General features: G+C 66.3%; 15 protein-coding genes. 7 read left to right on the top strand and 8 right to left on the bottom strand.

Going from position 1 to position 20,118, the window contains the following annotated elements; all coding sequences use genetic code 11:
- Positions 1–172: 172 nt before the first annotated feature.
- The 3 genes from alr to AB3X99_RS17585 all read left to right on the top strand — a co-directional run bounded on the left by alr (position 173) and on the right by AB3X99_RS17585 (position 3,041).
- On the top strand, positions 173–1,243 hold the full coding sequence (gene alr, locus AB3X99_RS17595) for an alanine racemase (RefSeq protein ID WP_368617646.1): 1,071 nt from the start codon (positions 173–175) through the stop codon (positions 1,241–1,243).
- A gap of 16 nt (positions 1,244–1,259) precedes the next feature.
- Positions 1,260–2,636 (top strand): DNA repair protein RadA, encoded by a 1,377-nt coding sequence (radA, locus tag AB3X99_RS17590; RefSeq protein ID WP_069265603.1) that lies wholly within the window; start codon positions 1,260–1,262, stop codon positions 2,634–2,636.
- A gap of 141 nt (positions 2,637–2,777) precedes the next feature.
- Positions 2,778–3,041, top strand: coding sequence for a DUF2866 domain-containing protein (locus AB3X99_RS17585; RefSeq protein WP_042265827.1), 264 nt, complete (start codon positions 2,778–2,780; stop codon positions 3,039–3,041).
- Between the two features lie 68 nt (positions 3,042–3,109).
- Here the strand turns inward: AB3X99_RS17585 and AB3X99_RS17580 are convergent, their stop codons facing one another.
- A complete protein-coding gene (locus tag AB3X99_RS17580) occupies positions 3,110–4,348 on the bottom strand; it encodes a CaiB/BaiF CoA transferase family protein (RefSeq protein ID WP_368617645.1) in 1,239 nt (412 codons plus the stop codon).
- A 66-nt stretch (positions 4,349–4,414) separates the two neighbouring features.
- Positions 4,415–6,364, bottom strand: a complete 1,950-nt coding sequence (locus tag AB3X99_RS17575; protein ID WP_368617644.1) for an ATP-binding cassette domain-containing protein — start codon at positions 6,362–6,364, stop codon at positions 4,415–4,417.
- Positions 6,365–6,525: 161 nt separating this feature from the next.
- Between AB3X99_RS17575 and AB3X99_RS17570 the strand changes: the two genes are divergently transcribed.
- Complete coding sequence (locus AB3X99_RS17570) at positions 6,526–7,008, top strand: glutathione peroxidase (RefSeq protein WP_069265605.1); 483 nt, start codon at positions 6,526–6,528, stop codon at positions 7,006–7,008.
- Between the two features lie 24 nt (positions 7,009–7,032).
- Here the strand turns inward: AB3X99_RS17570 and cls are convergent, their stop codons facing one another.
- The 6 genes from cls to dapC all read right to left on the bottom strand — a co-directional run bounded on the left by cls (position 7,033) and on the right by dapC (position 13,336).
- Positions 7,033–8,475, bottom strand: a complete 1,443-nt coding sequence (cls, locus tag AB3X99_RS17565) for a cardiolipin synthase (RefSeq protein WP_342945842.1) — start codon at positions 8,473–8,475, stop codon at positions 7,033–7,035.
- A gap of 167 nt (positions 8,476–8,642) precedes the next feature.
- On the bottom strand, positions 8,643–9,539 hold the full coding sequence (prmB, locus tag AB3X99_RS17560) for a 50S ribosomal protein L3 N(5)-glutamine methyltransferase (RefSeq protein WP_342945841.1): 897 nt from the start codon (positions 9,537–9,539) through the stop codon (positions 8,643–8,645).
- A gap of 33 nt (positions 9,540–9,572) precedes the next feature.
- Positions 9,573–10,712 (bottom strand): succinyl-diaminopimelate desuccinylase, encoded by a 1,140-nt coding sequence (gene dapE / locus AB3X99_RS17555; RefSeq protein ID WP_321925410.1) that lies wholly within the window; start codon positions 10,710–10,712, stop codon positions 9,573–9,575.
- Positions 10,713–10,837: 125 nt separating this feature from the next.
- Positions 10,838–11,203, bottom strand: a complete 366-nt coding sequence (locus AB3X99_RS17550; protein ID WP_028204073.1) for an ArsC family reductase — start codon at positions 11,201–11,203, stop codon at positions 10,838–10,840.
- The gene (gene dapD / locus AB3X99_RS17545) at positions 11,203–12,030 is read right to left on the bottom strand and encodes a 2,3,4,5-tetrahydropyridine-2,6-dicarboxylate N-succinyltransferase (RefSeq protein WP_069265609.1); all 828 of its coding nucleotides are present in this window, start codon (positions 12,028–12,030) and stop codon (positions 11,203–11,205) included. Before dapD ends, AB3X99_RS17550 begins: the two co-directional genes overlap by 1 nt.
- Positions 12,031–12,112: 82 nt before the next feature.
- On the bottom strand, positions 12,113–13,336 hold the full coding sequence (gene dapC / locus AB3X99_RS17540; protein WP_342945840.1) for a succinyldiaminopimelate transaminase: 1,224 nt from the start codon (positions 13,334–13,336) through the stop codon (positions 12,113–12,115).
- A 311-nt stretch (positions 13,337–13,647) separates the two neighbouring features.
- On the opposite strand from dapC, the gene AB3X99_RS17535 reads away from it, so the two are divergent.
- The 3 genes from AB3X99_RS17535 (at position 13,648) to AB3X99_RS17525 (ending at position 19,867) form a co-directional block, all read left to right on the top strand.
- Positions 13,648–14,739, top strand: coding sequence for a DMT family transporter (locus AB3X99_RS17535; RefSeq protein WP_368617643.1), 1,092 nt, complete (start codon positions 13,648–13,650; stop codon positions 14,737–14,739).
- A 169-nt stretch (positions 14,740–14,908) separates the two neighbouring features.
- Positions 14,909–18,427, top strand: coding sequence for a chromosome segregation protein SMC (gene smc / locus AB3X99_RS17530; protein WP_368605062.1), 3,519 nt, complete (start codon positions 14,909–14,911; stop codon positions 18,425–18,427).
- A gap of 144 nt (positions 18,428–18,571) precedes the next feature.
- Entirely contained in the window at positions 18,572–19,867 is a 1,296-nt protein-coding gene (locus AB3X99_RS17525; RefSeq protein WP_069265610.1) for a cell division protein ZipA C-terminal FtsZ-binding domain-containing protein, read from the top strand.
- Positions 19,868–20,118: the final 251 nt, after the last annotated feature.

Here is a 20,118-nt window from a genome sequence, read left to right as displayed (position 1 = left end):
GAGGCATCCGGGCTTATTACGTTCGAAATGGGTTGTGCGCAGGGCTTTATATCACGAAAATAGGTGTATTCGGACTAGCACAATCCTTGAGCGCCCGTCAGGCGGGCCTGCGGGGCGCTGAAAACACCCTGTAAGCTCCTGATTCGAAAGCGTCTTTGCGAAAAAATCTCCCATGCCGCGCCCCCTCTCAGCAACGATTCACACCGCCGCTCTCGCCAATAACCTCGCCGTCGTCCGCCAGTACGCGCCAAAGTCGAAAATCTGGGCCGTGGTGAAGGCCAACGCCTACGGGCACGGGCTTGCGCGCGCGTTCCCCGGCCTGCGCGCAACCGACGGTTTCGGCCTGCTCGACCTCGAGGAGGCCGTGAAGCTGCGCGAACTCGGCTGGGCGGGGCCGATCCTGCTGCTCGAAGGTTTCTTCCGGCCGACCGACATCGACGTGATCGACCGCTACAGCCTCACGACCGTCGTGCACAGCGACGAGCAGATGCGCATGCTCGAAATGGCGCGTCTGTCGAAGCCGGTCAACGTCCAGCTCAAAATGAACAGCGGTATGAACCGGCTCGGCTACACGCCGGAGAAGTACCGCGCCGCATGGGAGCGTGCGCGTGCCTGTGCAGGCATCGGCCAGATCACGCTGATGACGCACTTCGCCGACGCCGACACGCCGCGCGGCGTCGGCGAGCAAATGGAAACGTTCGAGCGCGGCGCGCAAGGCATTGCCGGCGCGCGCAGCCTCGCCAATTCGGCCGCCACGCTGTGGCATCCTTCGACGCACTTCGACTGGGTGCGCCCCGGCATCATTCTGTATGGCGCTTCGCCATCGGGTTTCGCCTCGGCGCTCGAAGGCACAGGCCTGCAACCGGCCATGACGCTCGCGTCGGAACTCATCGCCACGCAGCATGTGGCTGAAGGACAGACCGTCGGCTACGGCTCGATTTTCACGGTGCGCAAGCCCATGCGCATCGGCGTGGTGGCGTGCGGTTACGCCGACGGCTATCCGCGCGTCGCGCCCGAAGGCACGCCCGTGATCGTCGACGGCGTGCTCACGCATGTGGTGGGCCGCGTCTCGATGGACATGCTTACCGTCGACCTTACGCCAGTGCACACCGCGGGCGTGGGCGCGCGCGTGGAGCTGTGGGGCAACAATCTGCCCATCGACGACGTCGCGAAAGCCTGCGGCACGATCGGCTACGAGCTGATGTGCGCCGTTGCGCCGCGTGTTCCTGTGCGGGCCGAATAACGCCATGGCAAAGAGCATGGCGAAGGTCAAGACACTGTATACATGTACCGAATGCGGCGGGCAGGCTCCCAAATGGCAAGGCCAGTGCCCCGCGTGCGGCGCGTGGAACACGCTCGTGGAGGGCGTTGCCGAAACGGCGAGCAGCCACCGTTTCCAGTCGCTCGCGAAGAGCGCCCCGGTGCGGCGTCTCGCCGATATCGAGGCGTCCGACGTACCGCGCTTCACGACCGGCGTGGGCGAGTTCGACCGCGTGCTGGGCGGCGGCCTCGTCGCAGGCGGCGTGGTGCTGATCGGCGGCGACCCCGGCATCGGCAAATCGACGCTACTCTTGCAGTCGCTCGCGCAAATCGCGGCCGAGCGTCGTGCGCTCTATGTGAGCGGCGAAGAATCGGCGGCGCAGATCGCGTTGCGCGCGCAACGACTGGCGCTGCTCGACCCCGGCTCCATGGCGAGCGAGCTGCAACTGCTCGCCGAGATCCAGCTCGAAAAGATCCAGGCGACGATCGAGGCCGAGAAGCCCGACGTCGCGGTCATCGACTCGATCCAGACGATCTACTCCGAAGCGCTGACTTCCGCGCCCGGCTCGGTCGCGCAGGTGCGCGAGTGCGCGGCGCAGCTCACGCGCATCGCGAAGCAGTCGGGCACGGCGATCATCATGGTCGGCCACGTGACGAAGGAGGGCAACCTGGCGGGTCCGCGGGTGCTCGAGCACATCGTCGACACCGTGCTGTATTTCGAAGGCGACACGCATTCGTCGTTCCGGCTCGTGCGCGCGTTCAAGAACCGCTTTGGCGCGGTCAACGAGCTGGGTGTGTTCGCGATGACGGAGAAGGGCCTGCGCGGCGTGGCGAATCCCTCGGCGCTCTTTCTCTCGCAGCACGAGCAGAGCGTGCCGGGCTCCTGCGTGCTCGTGACCCAGGAAGGCTCGCGTCCGTTGCTCGTCGAAGTGCAGGCGCTCGTCGATACGGCGCACGTGCCGAATCCGCGACGCCTCGCCGTCGGCCTCGAACAAAACCGGCTCGCCATGCTGCTGGCGGTGCTGCATCGCCATGCCGGCATCGCGTGCTTCGATCAGGACGTGTTTCTCAACGCCGTGGGCGGCGTGAAGATCACGGAGCCGGCTGCCGATCTCGCCGTGCTGCTCGCCATTCATTCTTCGATGCGTAACAAGGCGTTGCCCAAGGGTCTGATCGTTTTTGGCGAAGTCGGGCTCGCGGGCGAAATCCGACCCTCCCCGCGCGGGCAGGATCGCCTGAAGGAAGCGGCGAAGCTCGGGTTTTCATGCGCCCTGATTCCCCGCGCCAATGCGCCGAAACAGCCGATCGAAGGTTTACAGGTGATTGCGGTGGAGCGCCTCGAGGAAGCGATCGACCGGATACGCGAACTGGATTGAGCGCGCCGCGCACGTGCAGAAGGCCTGTACTGGCGCGTAATGATTAGTAACAACCCTGGTTCCGGCTGTAACCATTTCAGACTGCGATTTCCCTATCCTTGGCGCGGTGTTCAACCCGTGTCGAGCGGAAAGGATAGCGACTTGAAACAGACTGATACGTCCTTCGGCGGTCGTTCGATCGTCGTGCGCGGCTGCCGGGTGTCCGAGCCGCTCATGCAACCTTGGGGCAGCACGTGCCGCATCGTCGAGTGGATCGATGGCGACGGGCGCATTTCGCGCCGCGTGGTAGCGGAAGACGTGACGGCGGCCGAAGTGCGCAGCACCATTGCGCACCACGTGGAAGGCCGCAAGTACGTCATGTACGACGACGAGCGGTCGCCGCGGCAAACGCTGCCGCGACGCTAAACAAATATGGGCGCTGCGATGCGCCCATTTTTCATTGTGCTCAGGGGTGATGCGGGTTACGGCGAGGACTAGCCCCAGGGGCCGTAAGTGAAGGGCTTCTTGCCGCCAGGCGCGCCCGGCGTGTCGGTGCCTTGGCCTGGTTGGGCGGGTTGGACCGGTCGGGCAGGTTGGGCGGCATGCGTACCTTGCGGGTGACTACCTGGCTGAAAAGGCGCTGCCTGCATACCGGGGTCGGCCTGCTGGGTTTGCCTCGCGGCCATTTCGTCCATCATGGCTCGCAGCACGTCGGCGTTGAAGAGGGGATGGCGCGACGCCTCGCCTGGCGTGAGGACGGGCGATACACAGGTGTCGATCGCCTCCAGACGGTCGATCCAGGTCTGCAGCGACTCCGACTCGATAATGGCCGCCAACTCGCGCGTGAGCGCCGCGGCATCCGCGCCGCCGATTGCCTGACCGAGACTCCAGTGCCGCTCGGCCCAGTCGTCGCGGCCAAGGGCCTGGCACAGCGTCTGCCAGAACTTCAGCTCGAGCGCGCCGACGGCGAGCCACCGCCCGTCTTGCGTGCGATAGAGGTTGTAGCAGGGCACGCCGCCGTTGAGCAGACCGCCGCCCGGCTGCAGCGCCGCGGCGTCGTCGTTGGCGAGCGCGACCTGGGCGACCACGTTGTGCGCGTAGCTCGCGTGCGCCATCGAAACATCGACGAAACGACCCTCGCCGCCGCGCGCCACCTGCCAGAGCGCCGCGAGAATCTGGGTGACCGCACTGAGTGCGCCGCCAAGCAGGTCGGCAATCTGGAAGTTGGGCAGCACCGGCACGCCGTCGCGCGCGGCCAACTGGTCAAGCACGCCCGAATAGGCGACATAGTTGATGTCGTGGCCAGGATGGCCGGCGAACGGGCCGGTCGTGCCGTAGCCCGTGATCGCGCAGTAGACGAGTTTCGGATTGACCTTGCGCAATGCGTCGTAGCCTACGCCGAGGCGGTCCATCACACCGGGCCGGAAGCTTTCGACGAGCACGTCGGCGTCGCGGGCAAGCGCAAACAACACCGAACGGCCGCTCTCGGTCTTCAGATCGACTCGCGTTTCGCGCTTGCCGCGATTGACGAGGCGATAGAACGCGCCGGGGCGCGCGGCCACTTCGTCCACTGCGCTTTGCATCATCACGCGCGCCGCGTCGCCTGCACCGGGCGGCTCGATTTTCAGGACATCGGCGCCCATTTCCGCGAGCCGCAACGTGGCCACGGGCCCAGGCAAGAGGCGGGTCAGATCCAGTACGCGAAGGCCCTGCAATGCGGCGGGTGACGACACTCGTGGCTCCCTGGCGAAAATACCTGGCGAAAGCGCCTGGTGGCGCGATGGTGAAGCAGCGTTGCGCTAGCCGATCTGCTCGAGTTCCTCGTGCGCATCGAGCCATTCGGCTTCGAGCGTTTCGAGGCGCGAGGCGACTTCGGCCTGGCGGCGAATCGCGTCGGTCAGGCGGCTCTTCTGCTGAGGCTCGTAGCTCGCCGGGTCGGCGACGAAGGCGTCGAGCGTGCTCTTTTCGCTGTTGAGCGCATCCATTTCCTTTTCGATCTTGCCGATTTTCGCCTGTAACGGCTTCTTCAGGTGCGCAACCTTCTGGCGCTGCCCGGCTTCCTGGCGGCGCTGTTCCTTGCGATTGACGCCATCGGCGGCACCTGCGCCATTTGCCGCATCCGCCGTGCCGGAAGCGGCCTCCTTGAGCGCCGCGCGTTGCTCGGCCGCGTGTTGCAGCAGCCAGTCGCGGTAGTCGTCGAGGTCGCCGTCGAACGGCTGCAGACGGTGCTTCGCCACCAGCATGAACTGATCGGTCGTGGCGCGCAGCAAATGCCGGTCGTGCGACACGAGGATCAGCGTGCCTTCGAACTGCGCGAGCGCCATGGTGAGCGCATGCCGCGTTTCGAGGTCGAGGTGGTTGGTCGGCTCGTCGAGCAGCAGCAGGTTGGGCTTTTGCCAGATGATGAGCGCGAGCGCGAGGCGCGCCTTCTCGCCGCCCGAGAACGGCGCGATGGGCGCCGTGGCCATTTCGCCGGGGAAGTTGAAGCCGCCGAGGAAGTCGCGCAGCTCCTGCTCACGCGTGTCGGGTGCGAGACGGGCGAGATGCTGGAGCGGCGAGTCGTCCGGGCGCAGCGTTTCGAGCTGGTGCTGCGCGAAATAGCCGATTTGCAGGCCCTTGCCCGTGCCCATCTCGCCGGAGAGAGCCGCGAGCGTGCCCGCGAGCGTCTTGATGAGCGTGGACTTGCCCTGGCCGTTCGCACCGAGCAGGCCGATACGCTGGCCGTTCTGGATCGAGAGCGTGACGCGCTCGACGATGGGCGTTTCGCTGCCATCTTCAGCCCGATAGCCGCAGCGCACGTCTTCCATCACGAGCATGGGGTTGGGCGCGGAGTCGGGCGTGCGGAATTCGAACGTGAACGGCGAACTGGCGTGCGCCGGCGCGATCAACTCCATCTTTTCCAGCGCCTTCACGCGGCTTTGCGCCTGGCGCGCCTTGGTGGCCTTGGCCTTGAAGCGGTCGATGAAGCTTTGCAGATGGGCGACGGTGCGCTGCTGCTTTTCATAGGCGCTTTGCTGGAGCGCCAGTTGTTGCGCGCGCAGGATCTCGAACTGCGAGTAATTGCCGCCGTAACGCTTGATCTGCTGGTTCTCCAGATGCAGCGTGACGTTGCAGATCGAGTCGAGGAATTCGCGGTCGTGCGAGATTACGACGAGCGTGCCGGGATAGCGGTGCAGCCAGTCTTCGAGCCAGACGATCGCGTCCAGATCCAGGTGGTTCGTGGGCTCGTCGAGCAGCAGCAGGTCGGAGCGGCACATGAGCGCCTGCGCGAGGTTCAGGCGCATGCGCCAGCCGCCCGAGAAGCTCGAGACGCTCTGGCGCGTTTGCTCGAGCGTGAAGCCGAGGCCGAGGAGCAGCGCTTCGGCTCGCGCGGGAGCCGTGTAGCCGTCGGCGTCGGCGAAGGCACCGTGCGCTTCGGCTTCCGCCGCGCCGTCGTGCGCCGCCGAGGCCGCGGCGATGCGGGCCTCGATTTCGCGCAGCGCGGCGTCGCCGTCCAGCGCGTAGTCGAGCGCGGTGCGCTCGACCGCCGGCGTTTCCTGCGCGACGTGCGCGATGCGCCAGGACGGCGGCAGCGAGAAGTCGCCGGCGTCGGCGTGCAGTTCGCCGCGCAGCACGGCGAACAGGGTCGATTTGCCCGCGCCGTTCGCGCCGATGAGACCGACCTTTTCGCCGGGGTTCAGCGTGAACGAGGTCTGTTCGAAAAGCGGCTTGGTGCCGCGGGCAAGACTGAATTGGTTGAAGCGGATCACGACGGCGCCGGCGGGAAGAAAACGAAAGAAAGCGCTATTTTAAACCGGGGCGCGCAGCCTGGGCGCGCTCAGGCCGGCATTGGCCGAACGGCTAGCCGTCTGGTCGAGTGCTAATTGCGCGTTTTCTCACGTAGACTGGCGCTTTTCCACGGGAGAGCCAGATGACATCGATCTATTCGTTTTCGGCGCAACCGCTCGGCGGCGGCGAGCCGGTGAGCCTCGAGCGCTATACGGGCAAGGTGCTCCTGATCGTCAATACCGCGAGCGAATGCGGATTCACGCCGCAGTACGCGGGCCTGCAAACGCTGTATGACCAGTACGCCGCGCGCGGGCTCGCGGTGCTCGGCTTTCCGTGCAACCAGTTCGGCAAGCAGGAACCCGGCGACGCCGCGCAGATCGGCAGCTTCTGCGAGAAGAACTACGGCGTCACGTTCCCCATGTTCGAAAAGATCGACGTGAAAGGGGCGAACGCGCATCCGCTGTATCGCTGGCTCACGGGCGAGGCGCCGGGGCTGCTCGGGCTCGGCGGCATCAAGTGGAATTTCACGAAGTTCCTGGTCGACCGCAACGGCGATGTGGTGAAGCGCTATGCGCCGATGACGAAACCCGAGGCGATTGCAGCGGACATCGAGAAGCAGCTCTGAGCGCAGCCTGGCGGCGCAGGCGCGCTAGAGAATCGGCGCGAAGAGCCGCGCGAGATGCATCGTGATCTTGCGCCACGCGGGCGCGTCGCGGTATTCGCTGCGATCGATCTCGAACGCTTCGTCGAAATCGCGCAGCAGCATCGCTTCGACTTCGGCCGCGAAGCCGCGATGCACGGTCAGCACCATGATCTCGAAGTTCAGGCGAAACGACCGGTTATCCAGATTCGCGCTGCCGATCGCCGCAGCCACGTCGTCGATCAGCACGACCTTCTGGTGCAGAAAGCCCGGCTTGTAGCGAAAGATGCGGATGCCCGCGCGTACCGCATCGAAGGCGTACAGCATCGACGCCTCGAAGACCACGTAATGGTCGCGCCGGCTCGGGATCATGATGCGCACGTCCACGCCGCGCAGTGCGGCGAGGCGTAGAGCCGAAAACACGGCTTCGTCGGGCACGAGGTAGGGCGTCGTGATCCACAGGCGTTTTTTTGCGGCGTTGATCGCCTCGACGAAGAAGAGCGAGCAGGTCTCCTGGCGGTCGGCCGGCCCCGTGGGCAGAACGAGGCAGTACATGTCGTCGCCGTCCCGCGGCACGACCGTGGGCGGCTCGCAGCCGGGCAACTGCTGGGTGGCCCAGTACCAGTCCTCGGTGAAGGCGAACTGCACGTTGGCGACCGCCGGTCCGCGCAGTTCGATATGCGTGTCGCGCCACGGAGAAAGGCGCGTGTTCGCGCCCAGGTATTCGATGCCCACGTTGTGGCCGCCCACGAATGCGTGCTGGCCGTCCACCACGACGATCTTGCGGTGGTTGCGGAAATTGAGCTGGAAGCGATTCACGAAGTGACGTTTCGTCGAGAACGGGTGCACTTCCACGCCGCCGTCCTGCAACTCGTGCACGTAACTGGCGGGCAGGTCGAACGAGCCGATGCTGTCGTAGAGGAAGTACACGCGTACGCCGCGTTTCGTGCAGTCGAGCAGCACATCCTTGAGCATGTCGCCGAGCGCGTCGGCGCGCACGATGAAGAACTGCACGATCACGTAGTGCCGGGCTTGCTCGATCGCATCGAAGATGGCGGAGAAGGTCGCTTCGCCATTCACGAGCGTGCGCACGGCGTTGCCCGGCACGAGCGGCATCCCGCCCAGGCGCGCGAACGTGCGGATCACGCGTACGCCCAGCTCGTCGGCAGGCCATTCGCCCGCGCGGACGAGCTTGTCCCAGTCGGGCGCGTGAGCGCGTGAGCGCAAGGTTTCGTTGCGCAGCCGCCGCGCGTCCGCATAGCCCGCGAACTTGCTGCGGCCAAGAAAGAGATACGGGACGAGCGTGAGGTAGGGCATCGTCGCGAGAGAGACGGCCCAGGCAATCGCGCCTTGCGAGGTGCGCGTGTTGAGGATGGCGTGGCACGCTGCGATCAGTCCGAGCAAATGGATGATCGCGAGCAGCGTGCCGAGATGTGACCAGTCGAATCGCATAGATGCGTGGGACGCTCCTTCAGCCGGACGCAGGACCGGCCCGCGCCGGGAAGCGCACGGCCGGAGGGCTCAATCTTACCGAACCCGCTGCGATGACGGCGAGCGCCCCGGTCCTGCGCGCGGCGAGGCACGGCGCACAGGCGCCGCGGCTCTTTCGCACAGGACGATCAGACCGGCAGATCGCAGGCCTGGATCAGGAAGACCTGGTCGTCGCCGGCGCTCGTCGAGAGCCAGACGAGATCGAGGCCGCCGAACGCCGCTTCCACGTTCTCGCGTTCGTTGCCAATTTCGATCACCAGCACACCGTCGTCGGTGAGCCAGTTGCGTGCGTCCTTGACGATGCGGCGCACGATGTCCATGCCGTCCGCGCCGCCCGCGAGCGCCAGTTCCGGCTCGTGGCGGTATTCGGGCGGCAGCGCCTGCATCGAGTCGGCGTTCACGTACGGCGGGTTGGTGATGATCACGTCGTAGCGGCGCTCGGGCAGCGGCGCGTACAGGTCGCCTTCGAAGAGGGCGATGCGCTCGTCGAGATCGTGTTCGTGCACGTTGCGCCGCGCCACTTCGAGGGCGGGTGCGGACAGATCGACCGCATCGATGTCGGCGTTCGGAAACGCGTGCGCCGCGAGAATCGCAAGGCTCGCCGAGCCGGTGCATAGCTCCAGCACCGCCGTGACTTGTTCGGGATCTTCCACGTAGGGCTGCAGGCCGTCTGCGAGCAGCTCGCCAATGAACGAGCGCGGCACGATGACGCGCTCATCCACGTAGAAGCGCAGGCCGTGCATCCACGCTTCCTGCGTGATGTAGGCCGCGGGGACGCGGTCGGTCGCGCGGCGCTCGATCACGCCGAGCACCTTGTCGATTTCCTCGCTCGTGAGGCGCGCGTCGAGAAACGGGTCGAGCAGGTCGAGCGGCAAATGCAGCGTGTGCAGGATCAGGTACGCGGCTTCGTCGTAGGCGTTGTTCGAGCCGTGGCCGAACGCGAGTTGCGCGGCCGAAAAGCGCGAGACACCGTAGCGCAGCAGGTCGCGAACGGTGGCAAAGGTAGCGGCGAGCGGATGGGTCATGTTCTGGACTCCAGAGCGTGTTCGGTGGGCCGGTCAGGCGATCAGCTGTTCGAGCACGCGGCGATAGACGTTCTTGAGCGGATCGATGAATTTCACTTCGATATGCTCATCGATCTTGTGGATGCTGGCGTTCGGCGGCCCGAACTCCACGACTTGCTCGCACATGCGGGCGATGAAGCGGCCATCGGATGTGCCACCTGTGGTCGAAAGCTCGGTTGTGACGCCGGTTTCGTCGTGGATCGCTTTTTCGAGCGCATTCGAGAGCGCGCCGCGCGGCGTGAGGAAGGGCAGGCCGCTCACGCTCCAGTGCAGGTCGTATTCGAGGCCGTGCTTGTCGAGGATCGCGTGGACGCGCTTTTGCAGGCCTTCCACCGTGCTCGCGGTCGAGAAGCGGAAGTTGAACATCACATCAGCGTGGCCCGGAATCACGTTGCTCGCGCCGGTGCCGCTGTGCATGTTCGACACCTGCCACGTGGTGGGCGGGAAGTACTCGTTGCCGTCGTCCCACTTTTCGGCGACGAGTTCGGCGAGCGCGGGCGCCAGCAGATGCACCGGGTTCTTCGCGAGATGCGGATAGGCGATATGCCCCTGCACACCCTTCACGACGAGCTTGCCCGACATCGAGCCGCGGCGGCCGTTCTTCACGCAGTCGCCGAGCGTATGCGTCGAAGTCGGCTCGCCCACGATGCAGTAATCCATCTTCTCGCCGCGCGCCTGCAGCGCCTCGACGACCTTCACGGTGCCGTCGGTGGCCGGGCCTTCTTCGTCGCTCGTGATGAGAAATGCGATGGCGCCGCGATGCTGCGGATGCGCCGCCACGAACTCTTCGCTCGCCACCACGAAGGCCGCGAGCGAGGTTTTCATGTCGGCGGCGCCGCGGCCATAGAGGATGCCGTCGCGATGCGAGGGCTGGAACGGCGGCGAACTCCATTGCTCGATGGGGCCGGTGGGCACGACGTCGGTGTGGCCCGCGAAGGCGAGCAGCGGGCCTTGCGCGCCCGCAGTGCCGCGCTTGACGGCCCACAGGTTGGTCACGCCGTTGGATTCGATCGTTTCGCACGCGAAGCCGAGCGCACCAAGGCGTTCGGTCATGATGCGCTGGCAGTGCTGGTCGTCGGGCGTGACGGACGCGCGCGCGATCAGGGCTTCGGTAAGGGCGAGGGTGGCGGACATAAAAAGACCACTTTCAATAAAAATGCCGGCGCCGCTGATGGAGCAGGGGCCGGCAACAACGTGTCATGACCATGTGCGCCCAAGCTGCCATCAAGCAGTTCAGACGCACCGGTCTCATGCGGCGCTCAAGCGAACAGCTCCGCATACTGGTCGGCGGAAAAGCCGAGCGTCTTTACGCGGCCGTTCACCACGACGACGGGCCGCTTGATGATCGACGGCTTGTGGATCATCAGCGCGATCGCGCCGGCGGTCGTGTCGGCTTCGGCCTTGTGCACGTCCGACAGGCCGCGCCAGGTCGTGCCGCGCTTGTTGATCAGCTGATCGAGCGACACGTCCTTGAGCCAGTCCTGGACGAGCGCATTCGAGACGCCCGCTTTCTTGAAGTCGTGAAACTCGAACTCGACGCCGTGCTCTTCGAGCCACACACGGGCCTTCTTCACGGTGTCGCAGTTCGGAATGCCGTAGACGACGGTCTTGGCGGACTTCGCCATCAGTCGCCTCGCAGCAGCTCGTTCAGGCCGACCTTGGCGCGCGTCTTGGCGTCGACCTTCTTGACGATCACGGCGCAGTACAGGCTGTGCGAGCCGTCCTTCGAGGGCAGGTTGCCCGCGACCACGACCGAGCCTGCCGGGATGCGGCCGTACGAGACTTCGCCGGTTTCGCGGTCGTAAATCTTGGTCGACTGGCCAAGGTAGACGCCCATCGAGATGACCGAGTTCTCTTCGACTATCACGCCTTCCACGACTTCCGAGCGCGCGCCGATGAAGCAGTTGTCTTCGATGATGACCGGGTTGGCCTGCAGCGGCTCCAGCACGCCGCCGATGCCGACGCCGCCCGAAAGGTGCACGTTCTTGCCGATCTGCGCGCACGAACCGACCGTGGCCCACGTATCGACCATCGTGCCTTCGTCGACGTACGCGCCGATGTTGGTGTACGACGGCATCAGCACGACGTTCTTCGCGATGAACGAGCCGCGGCGCGCGATGGCCGGCGGCACGACGCGGAAGCCGCCCGCGGCGAAGTCTTCGGCCGTGTAGTTGGCGAACTTCGAGGGCACCTTGTCGTAGAACTGGCTGTAGCCGCCCGCGGGCATCGGTGCGTTGTCTTCCAGGCGGAACGACAGCAGCACGGCCTTCTTCACCCATTGGTTGACGACCCAGTCGCCGTCCTTCTTCTCGGCGCAGCGCAGCGCGCCTTTGTCCAGCTCGGCGATGACATGGGCGACGGCTTCGCGCACGTCGTTCGGAGCCGACCTGGGCGAGAAGTCGGCGCGGTTTTCCCAGGCGGTGTCGATGATCTGCTGAAGTTGTTGCGACATGGCGGTGATTTCGTGAGATTGATGGTTGAAAGCGGTGTTGCGCGTCGCGAGGTGCAGGACCGCGGCGCGCACGAAAAAGGCTTTACGGTTTGAGCGAGCGGCAGAACTCGACGATGCGCTGCGCGCCTTCGATGCACTCCTCGACGTCGGCGACGAGCGCCATGCGCACGAAGTCTTTACCCGGATTCGTGCCATGCGCCTCGCGCGCGAGGAACGAGCCGGGCAGAACCGTCACATTATAGTCGGCGTAGAGACGCTGGGCGAACGCGGTGTCCGCGAGGCCGGTGCGCGCGACGTTGGCCCAGAGGTAGAACGCGGCGTCGGGCAATTTCACGTCGAGCACGTCGGCGAGCATGGGTGTGACGGTCGAGAACTTCTTCACGTATTTCGCGCGGTTTTCGCGCACGTGCGCCTCGTCGCCCCATGCCGCGATGCTGGCGGATTGCCAGACCGGCGACAGTGCCGCGCCGTGATAGGTGCGGTACAGCAGGAACTGCTTGAGGATGGCGGCGTCCCCGGCGACGAACCCCGAGCGCATGCCCGGCGCGTTCGAGCGCTTCGAAAGGCTCGACAGCATGACGAGGCGCTCGAAGCCGCGGCCCAGCTTGTGCGCCGCTTCGAGACCGCCGAGCGGCGGCGTGGCCTCGTCGAAGTAGATCTCCGAGTAGCACTCGTCCGAGGCGATCACGAAGCCGTAGCGGTCGGAGAGCGCGAACAGCTCGCGCCAGTCGTCGAGCGTGATCACGGCACCCGTGGGATTGCCGGGCGAGCACACGTACAGCAGCTGCGTGCGCGCCCAGACTTCTTCGGGAACCTGCGAATAGTCGCAGGCGAAGTTGCGGGCCGGATCGCTATTTACGAAGTACGGCTCGCCGCCGCCGAGCAGCGCGGCGCCTTCGTAGATCTGGTAGAAAGGGTTCGGGCAGAGTACGATCGCCCGCTTTGCCGGGTCTTTCACGCCCGCTGTCGGGTCGACCACGGCCTGCGCGAGCGCGAACAGCGCCTCGCGCGAGCCGGACACAGGCAGGATTTCCGTGTTCGCATCGATGGCCGGCAGCCCGTAGCGCGCCTTCACCCAGTTCGCAATCGACTCGCGCAGCGCAGGGGTGCCCGCCGTGGCCGGGTACGACGAGAGGCCGTCGAGCGAAGCGACGATGGCGTCGCGGATCAGCGCCGGCGTGGGGTGTTTCGGCTCGCCGATCCCGAAGCTGATGTGGCGCAGGCCGGCGTTCGGCGTGATGTCCTTGAAGAGCACGCGCAGCTTTTCGAAGGGATAGGACTGAAGGGTGTCGAGTAGCGGATTCACTTGGGGCTGGACAGGCGTGGGCGAAAGACGGATGGCGTGGCGCGCAGGATTCGGGTGGCCACTGCGGGCCGGCGGGCCGGTTGCACCGCGCTCGGCGTACAAACACCGATGAACGGCGCGGCCTTGCGGCTGCAAGCGGTCGATTATAGCGTGGCGCCGCTGCTGCTGCGGGCGCCGGCCGGATCCCGCCCTGGCGCGGCCGGTGCCTGCCTGGCGACGAAATAAAGGAAAAGCATGAAATCTTCGAACGACGTTTCGAACCAAGGCGCAGGCGCTGCGAACGCGCGGCCGGGCCAAGGGCAGCGCAAGCCATGAGCCAGAGCACGGGCTTGCGCGCCGCCTGGCCGACGCTCGCCATCATGATTGGCGCGTCCGTCTGGGGTTTTGTCTGGTATCCGCTGCGCATGCTGGCGGCCGCCGGGCTCACCGGTACGGCCTCGAGCGCGGCAACGAGCGCGGCCGGCTGTCTCTTCGTGCTGGTGCTGCGCTGGCGCTCGCTCGCGAGCGTGCGCTGGCACTGGGTGCTGCCGATGCTCGGACTCGCCGCGGGCGTGACCAACGTCGGGTTCGTGTGGGGCGCAATCCACGGCGAAGTGATGCGCGTGCTGCTGCTCTTTTATCTGACCCCGGCGTGGACGGCGATCTTCGCGCACTTCATCCTGCACGAGCGCCTGAACTGGGCGGGCGGCGCGCTGGCGGCGCTCTCGCTGCTGGGTGCGGTGCTGATGCTCTGGTCGCCGCGGCTCGGCGTGCCGCTGCCCGCCAACGCTGCCGAATGGGCCGGTCTCATCGGCGGCATGGGTTTCGCGATGAGCAACGTGCTCGTCGTAAAGACGAGCCGCGTGCTGCCGCACATGAAGCCCGAGATGCGCACGGCCGTGATCTTCGCGGGCGCGGCGCTGTTCGGCTTGCTGACCTCCTGTTTCGAGCCGATGTCGGCCGCACCGGCGGGCGAGCATCTCGCACGCGTCGTGCTGCTCGTGCTCGCGCTCGGCATCGTGCTCGGCAGCAACAACATGCTCGTCCAGTACGGGCTCGCCCGCGTGCCGGCGAACCGCGCCTCGATCATCATGCTGTTCGAGATCGTCGTGACGGCGCTCACGTCGTGGCTCTTCGCCGGCGAGACGCCGGGCCCGCGCGAATGGGCGGGCGGCGCCTGCATCGTGCTGGCTTCCCTGTTGTCGAGCTGGGTGCACCGGGCGCAGGATGCGCGCAAGGGCGGCGCGCATGCGAGCGCCGATGCGAGCGTCATGACCCACGCCGACGCCAGCCGCACCCATGACGCGGACGACGCCGACGGCAGCGGCCCCGGCGGCGATGATGGCAACGGCGATGGCAGCGCAGGCGGCGGAACGGGCGCAGGGCCTTCCCGCGCGCGGAATGGCGCGCGTGCGATGGTATGATTGCCGCTGATTCCCGCCGGCCGCACGCGTGCATGCGCGTTCGTACGGCGAGCCGTGGCGGCTGCCCAGTACGCACTCCGCCGTCGCGCGATCGATACCGGATGCGCGGCGGCAAGCGACGTACGGCACGGGCGGTCCCGTTCACCACTATTCAAACAGCGATATCGCCGTGCGTCTGACCTCGATTAAACTCGCTGGCTTCAAATCATTCGTCGATCCCACGCATTTCCAGGTTCCGGGCCAACTCGTCGGGGTGGTCGGGCCAAACGGCTGTGGGAAATCCAACATCATCGACGCGGTGCGCTGGGTGCTGGGTGAATCCCGGGCGTCCGAGCTGCGCGGCGAGTCGATGCAGGACGTCATCTTCAACGGTTCCACCGCGCGCAAGCCGGGCAGCCGCGCGAGCGTCGAACTGGTGTTCGACAATGCGGACGGCCGCGCCGCGGGGCAGTGGGGCCAGTATGCCGAGATTGCCGTGAAGCGCGTGCTCACGCGCGACGGCACGTCGAGCTACTACATCAACAACCTGCCGGCGCGCCGGCGCGACATTCAGGATATTTTCCTGGGTACTGGCCTCGGCCCGCGCGCCTACGCGATCATCGGGCAGGGCATGATCGCGCGGATCATCGAGGCAAAGCCCGAAGAGCTTCGCGTGTTCCTCGAAGAAGCCGCGGGCGTGTCGAAATACAAGGAACGACGCCGCGAGACCGAGAACCGCCTGCACGACACGCGCGAGAACCTGACGCGTGTCGAGGACATCGTGCGCGAGCTGTCCAGCAACCTGGAAAAGCTCGAGGGCCAGGCGGTCGTTGCCACGAAATATCGCGAGCTGCAGGCCGAGGGCGAGGAAAAGCAGCGCCTTCTGTGGCTCTTGCGCAAGAACGAGGCAGCGGGCGAGCAGCAACGCCAGCAGCGCGCGATCGAGCAGGCGCAGATCGACCTGGAGCGCCATACCGCGCAGCTGCGCGAAGTGGAAGCGCAGCTCGAAACGCTGCGCGTGGCCCACTACTCGGCAAGCGACGCCATGCAGGGCGCGCAGGGCGCGCTTTACGAAGCGAACGCCGAGGTGAGCCGTCTCGAGGCCGAGATCAAGTTCATCGTCGAGTCGCGCAACCGCGTGCAGGCGCAGATCGCCGCGCTCACCGCGCAGCGCGAGCAATGGCAGGTCCAGGCGCAGAAGGCGCAGGACGATATCGAGGACGCCGAAGAACAACTGGCGATCGCCGAGGAAAAGGCTGCGCTGGCCGAGGAAGATGCGGCGGCGAAGCAGGAAGCGCTGCCCGCGCTCGAAAACCGCTGGCGCGACGCGCAGGCGCAACTGAACGACGAGCGCGCGGGCATCGCGCGCACCGAGCAGGCCATCAAGCTCGAAGCCGCGCATCAACGCAACGCCGACCAGATGCTTCAGCAGCTTCAGCAGCGCCACGAGCGTCTGAAGTCGGAGGAAGGCGGCCTCGACGCGCCGGACGAAGCCCAGCTCGAAGAGCTGCGCATGCAGCTGGCCGAGCAGGAGGAAGTCCTGCACGAAGCGCAGGCGCGCCTCGCCGACGCGCAGGAAACGGTGCCGCGCCTCGACGCGGAACGCCGCGCCGCACACGAGCGCGTGCAGGCGGAAAACGCACAGATCCACCAGTTCGAAGCCCGTCTCGCTGCACTCAAGCAACTGCAGGAAAACGTGCAGACGGAAGGCAAGATCCAGCCGTGGCTCGAACGTCACGAACTGGGCGCGTTGCCGCGGCTGTGGAAAAAGCTGCACGTCGAAGCCGGTTGGGAAACGGCGCTCGAATCGGTGTTGCGCGAGCGGCTCGCCGCGCTCGAGGTGTCGAACCTCGACTGGGTGAAGGCATTCGCGAGCGACGCTCCGCCTGCGAAGCTCGCGTTCTATTCGCCGCCGGCCGCGGGTCAGGCAAGCGCTGCGGCCGCGGGACTCACGCCGCTGCTCTCGCTCGTCCGTATCGACGATGCAGGCTTGCGCGCGGTGCTCACCGAATGGCTCGGCTCGACCTACGTTGCGAACGATCTCGCCGAAGCGCTCGCCCAGCGTGCGCAGCTGCCAGGCAGCGGCGCGTTCGTCGTGAAGGCTGGCCATACGGTGACGCGCGTAGGCGTGCAGCTGTACGCCGCCGACACCGAGCAGGCCGGCATGCTCGCGCGTCAGCAGGAAATCGAGAATCTCGAGCGCCAGGTGCGCGCCCAGACGCTGCTCGCCGACGATGCACGCACGGCTGTCGTGCGCGCGGAAGCGGCGCACACGCAGGCCGCCCAGGTGCTCACGGATGTGCGCCAGCAGGCCGAGCGCGCGACCCAGCGCGTGCACGCGCTGCAGATGGATGTGCTCAAGCTGACGCAGGCGCATGAACGCTACACGGCGCGCAGCACGCAGATCCGCGAAGAGCTCGACGAGATCCGCACGCAGATCGAAGAGCAGCGCGCATTGCGGGCAGAATCGGAAGCGAACTTCGAGCGCCACGATGTGGAACTCGCCGAACTGCAGGCCCGCTTCGAGGACAACCAGCTCGCCTTCGAGTCGCTCGACGAGGAACTCGGCGCGGCGCGCAATGAGGCGCGCGACCTCGAACGTGCGGCGGCCGACGCGCGCTTTGCCGCGCGCAACATGGCGAACCGCATCGAAGAGTTGAAGCGCAACATTCAGGTCGCGCACGATCAGAGCGAACGCGTGGCCGCGTCGCTCGAAGACGCGCGCGCCGAGCTGGAAACGATCAACGAGCAGACCGCGCACACGGGCCTGCAGGACGCGCTGGAAATTCGCGCCCAGAAGGAAGATACGCTGCGTGCCGCGCGCGCCGAACTCGACGATCTGAGCGCGAAGCTGCGGGCCGCCGACGAAACCCGCCTCGCCGCGGAGCGCGCGTTGCAGCCGTTGCGCGACCGCATCACCGAGCTTCAGCTCAAGGAGCAGGCCGCGCGCCTGAACGGCGAGCAGTTCGTCGAGCAACTGCAGGCCGCGGGCGTCGACGAGGCCGCGCTGCAGGAAAAGCTCACGGCCGATATGAAGCCGTCGTATCTGCAAGGCGAGGTTACGCGCATCAACAATGCGATCACGGCGCTTGGGCCTGTGAACATGGCCGCGCTCGACGAACTGGCCGCGGCGAAGGAGCGCAAGACCTTCCTCGACGCGCAGTCGGCCGACCTCACGAGCGCAATCGAAACGCTCGAAGACGCGATCCGCAAGATCGACCAGGAAACGCGCACGCTGCTGCAGGGCACCTTCGACGAGGTGAACCGTCATTTCGGCGAGCTGTTCCCGCGCCTGTTCGGCGGCGGTCAGGCGAAGCTCATCATGACCGGCGACGAGATTCTCGACGCCGGCGTGCAGGTGATGGCGCAACCGCCCGGCAAGAAGAATTCGACGATTCACCTGCTCTCCGGCGGCGAGAAAGCGCTCACGGCCACGGCCCTCGTGTTCGCGATGTTCCAGCTCAACCCGGCGCCGTTCTGCTTGCTAGACGAAGTGGACGCACCGCTCGACGACGCGAACACCGAGCGCTTCGCGAACCTTGTTCGCGCGATGTCGGACAAAACACAGTTCCTGTTCATTTCGCACAACAAGATCGCCATGGAGATGGCGCAGCAGCTCATTGGCGTGACGATGCAGGAGCAGGGCGTTTCGCGCATCGTCGCGGTCGACATGGAAACGGCAGCGGGTTTCGCCCAAAATACGGTCTAATCGATTTATACGGTCTAACGGACGGCGCGCGATGCGCGGCCGGCGGCGCCATCAGTGAGGCAGCCGCCGCGCGCAATGCGCGCGCCAGAGCAACGGCGCATGCAATGAGCACGCCGTCGAAAAAGAATTGCTGATGGAGCATGCATGGATGAATTGACTCTCGGGTTGATCGGCGCGGGCGCCGTGGTCGTCGGGGGCGTGGTGGTGTACAACGCGTGGCAGGGCGCGAGAGTGCGCCGGCGCATGCCGCGCCCGATGCCCGAAGAGGCAGTCGAAGCGCCGCAGCGCGACGAGTTCCAGGAGCCGAGCCCGTTCATCGAACCGGCCCATGCTCCGTCGCGCCGCGAGCCGTCGCTCGCGGGCAGCACGCAAGCCGGGCGCGTGGAGCCGGGTTTCGGCACTGCTGCGCCGCTCGACACGCCAGCCGACATCCAGGCGGAAACGACGACACCCAACGGCTTTCCGGAAGCTGAATCCGACGCACACGAAGTTGCCGAGAAGGCTGCCGACAAGGCGCCGGCTGCAACTGCGGCTGCCCCGCAATCCGCAAAGGACGATGGCGACGAAGCGGAGCGCATCGAGCCGGTCATGCCGGCGGCCACGACGATCTCTTCGGCGCCGCCCGCCGTGGTCGACCGTCGCATCGACTGCATCGTGCCGATCCGGCTTGGTGCGCCGGTGGCAGGCGAGCGGGTGATTCCGTTTGCGCAGCGATTGCGCCGCGCGGGCAGCAAGCCGGTTCATATCGAAGGCAAACCCGAAGGGGGCGACGGCTGGGAGTTGCTCCAGAGCGGCGTGCGCTACGAAGAACTGCGCGCGGCTGCGCAACTCGCGAATCGCAACGGCCCGCTCAACGAACTCGAGTTCTCGGAATTCGTGACCGGCGTGCAGCAATTCGCCGACGCGCTCGACGCCGCGCCCGAGTTTCCGGACATGATGGAGACGGTCGCCATGGCGCGCGAACTGGACGGCTTCGCGGCGCAATGCGACGCCCAGCTTTCCGTGAACGTGATGTCGGACGGCGCGCCGTGGTCGGCAAACTACGTGCAGGCGGTGGCGGCGCAGGACGGCTTGCTGCTTTCGCGCGACGGCACGCGCTTCGTCAAGCTCGATGCGAAGCAGAGCCCCGTTTTCATGCTGCAGTTCGGCGACACCAACTTCCTGCGCGACGACCTCACGTACAAGGGCGGTGAACTGATCACGCTGATCCTCGACGTGCCCGTGGCCGACGAAGACATCCTGCCGTTCCGCCTGATGTGCGACTACGCGAAATCGCTTGCCGAGCGCATTGGCGGGCGCGTGGTCGACGACCAGCGCCGGCCGCTGCCGGAATCGGTGCTGCAGTCGATCGACAAGCAGCTGATGACGCTCTACGCGAAGCTGGAGCAGGCCGGTATTCCGGCGGGCTCGCCGGCCACGCGGCGACTGTTCAGCCAGTAACGCCGAAGGCGTGCAGCGGGCCTGCAGACAAGGCGCGACGCCGTAAAGGCGCCGCGCCTTTTTTGCGCGCAGGCGGTACAGCGCAGAGGGTATCGGCACGCGTGTTGCAGTGCATTCGAGCTCAGCCCACCGGGCCCTGGATGCCAGAGCGACGCACGCAGCGTTGGCGATTCGGCCAGGACGCTGGCGAGACCCGTTCGGCGGCGCACGCAGATAGCCGCTCGTCCGATGCGACACGCGCGGCTTCCTGA

The organism is Paraburkholderia sp. BR10882 (assembly GCF_040948855.1).
GTDB lineage: Bacteria > Pseudomonadota > Gammaproteobacteria > Burkholderiales > Burkholderiaceae > Paraburkholderia > Paraburkholderia nodosa_A.
Note: the sequence above shows the minus strand (reverse complement) of the source record. Positions and strands in the feature narration are given on the sequence as shown.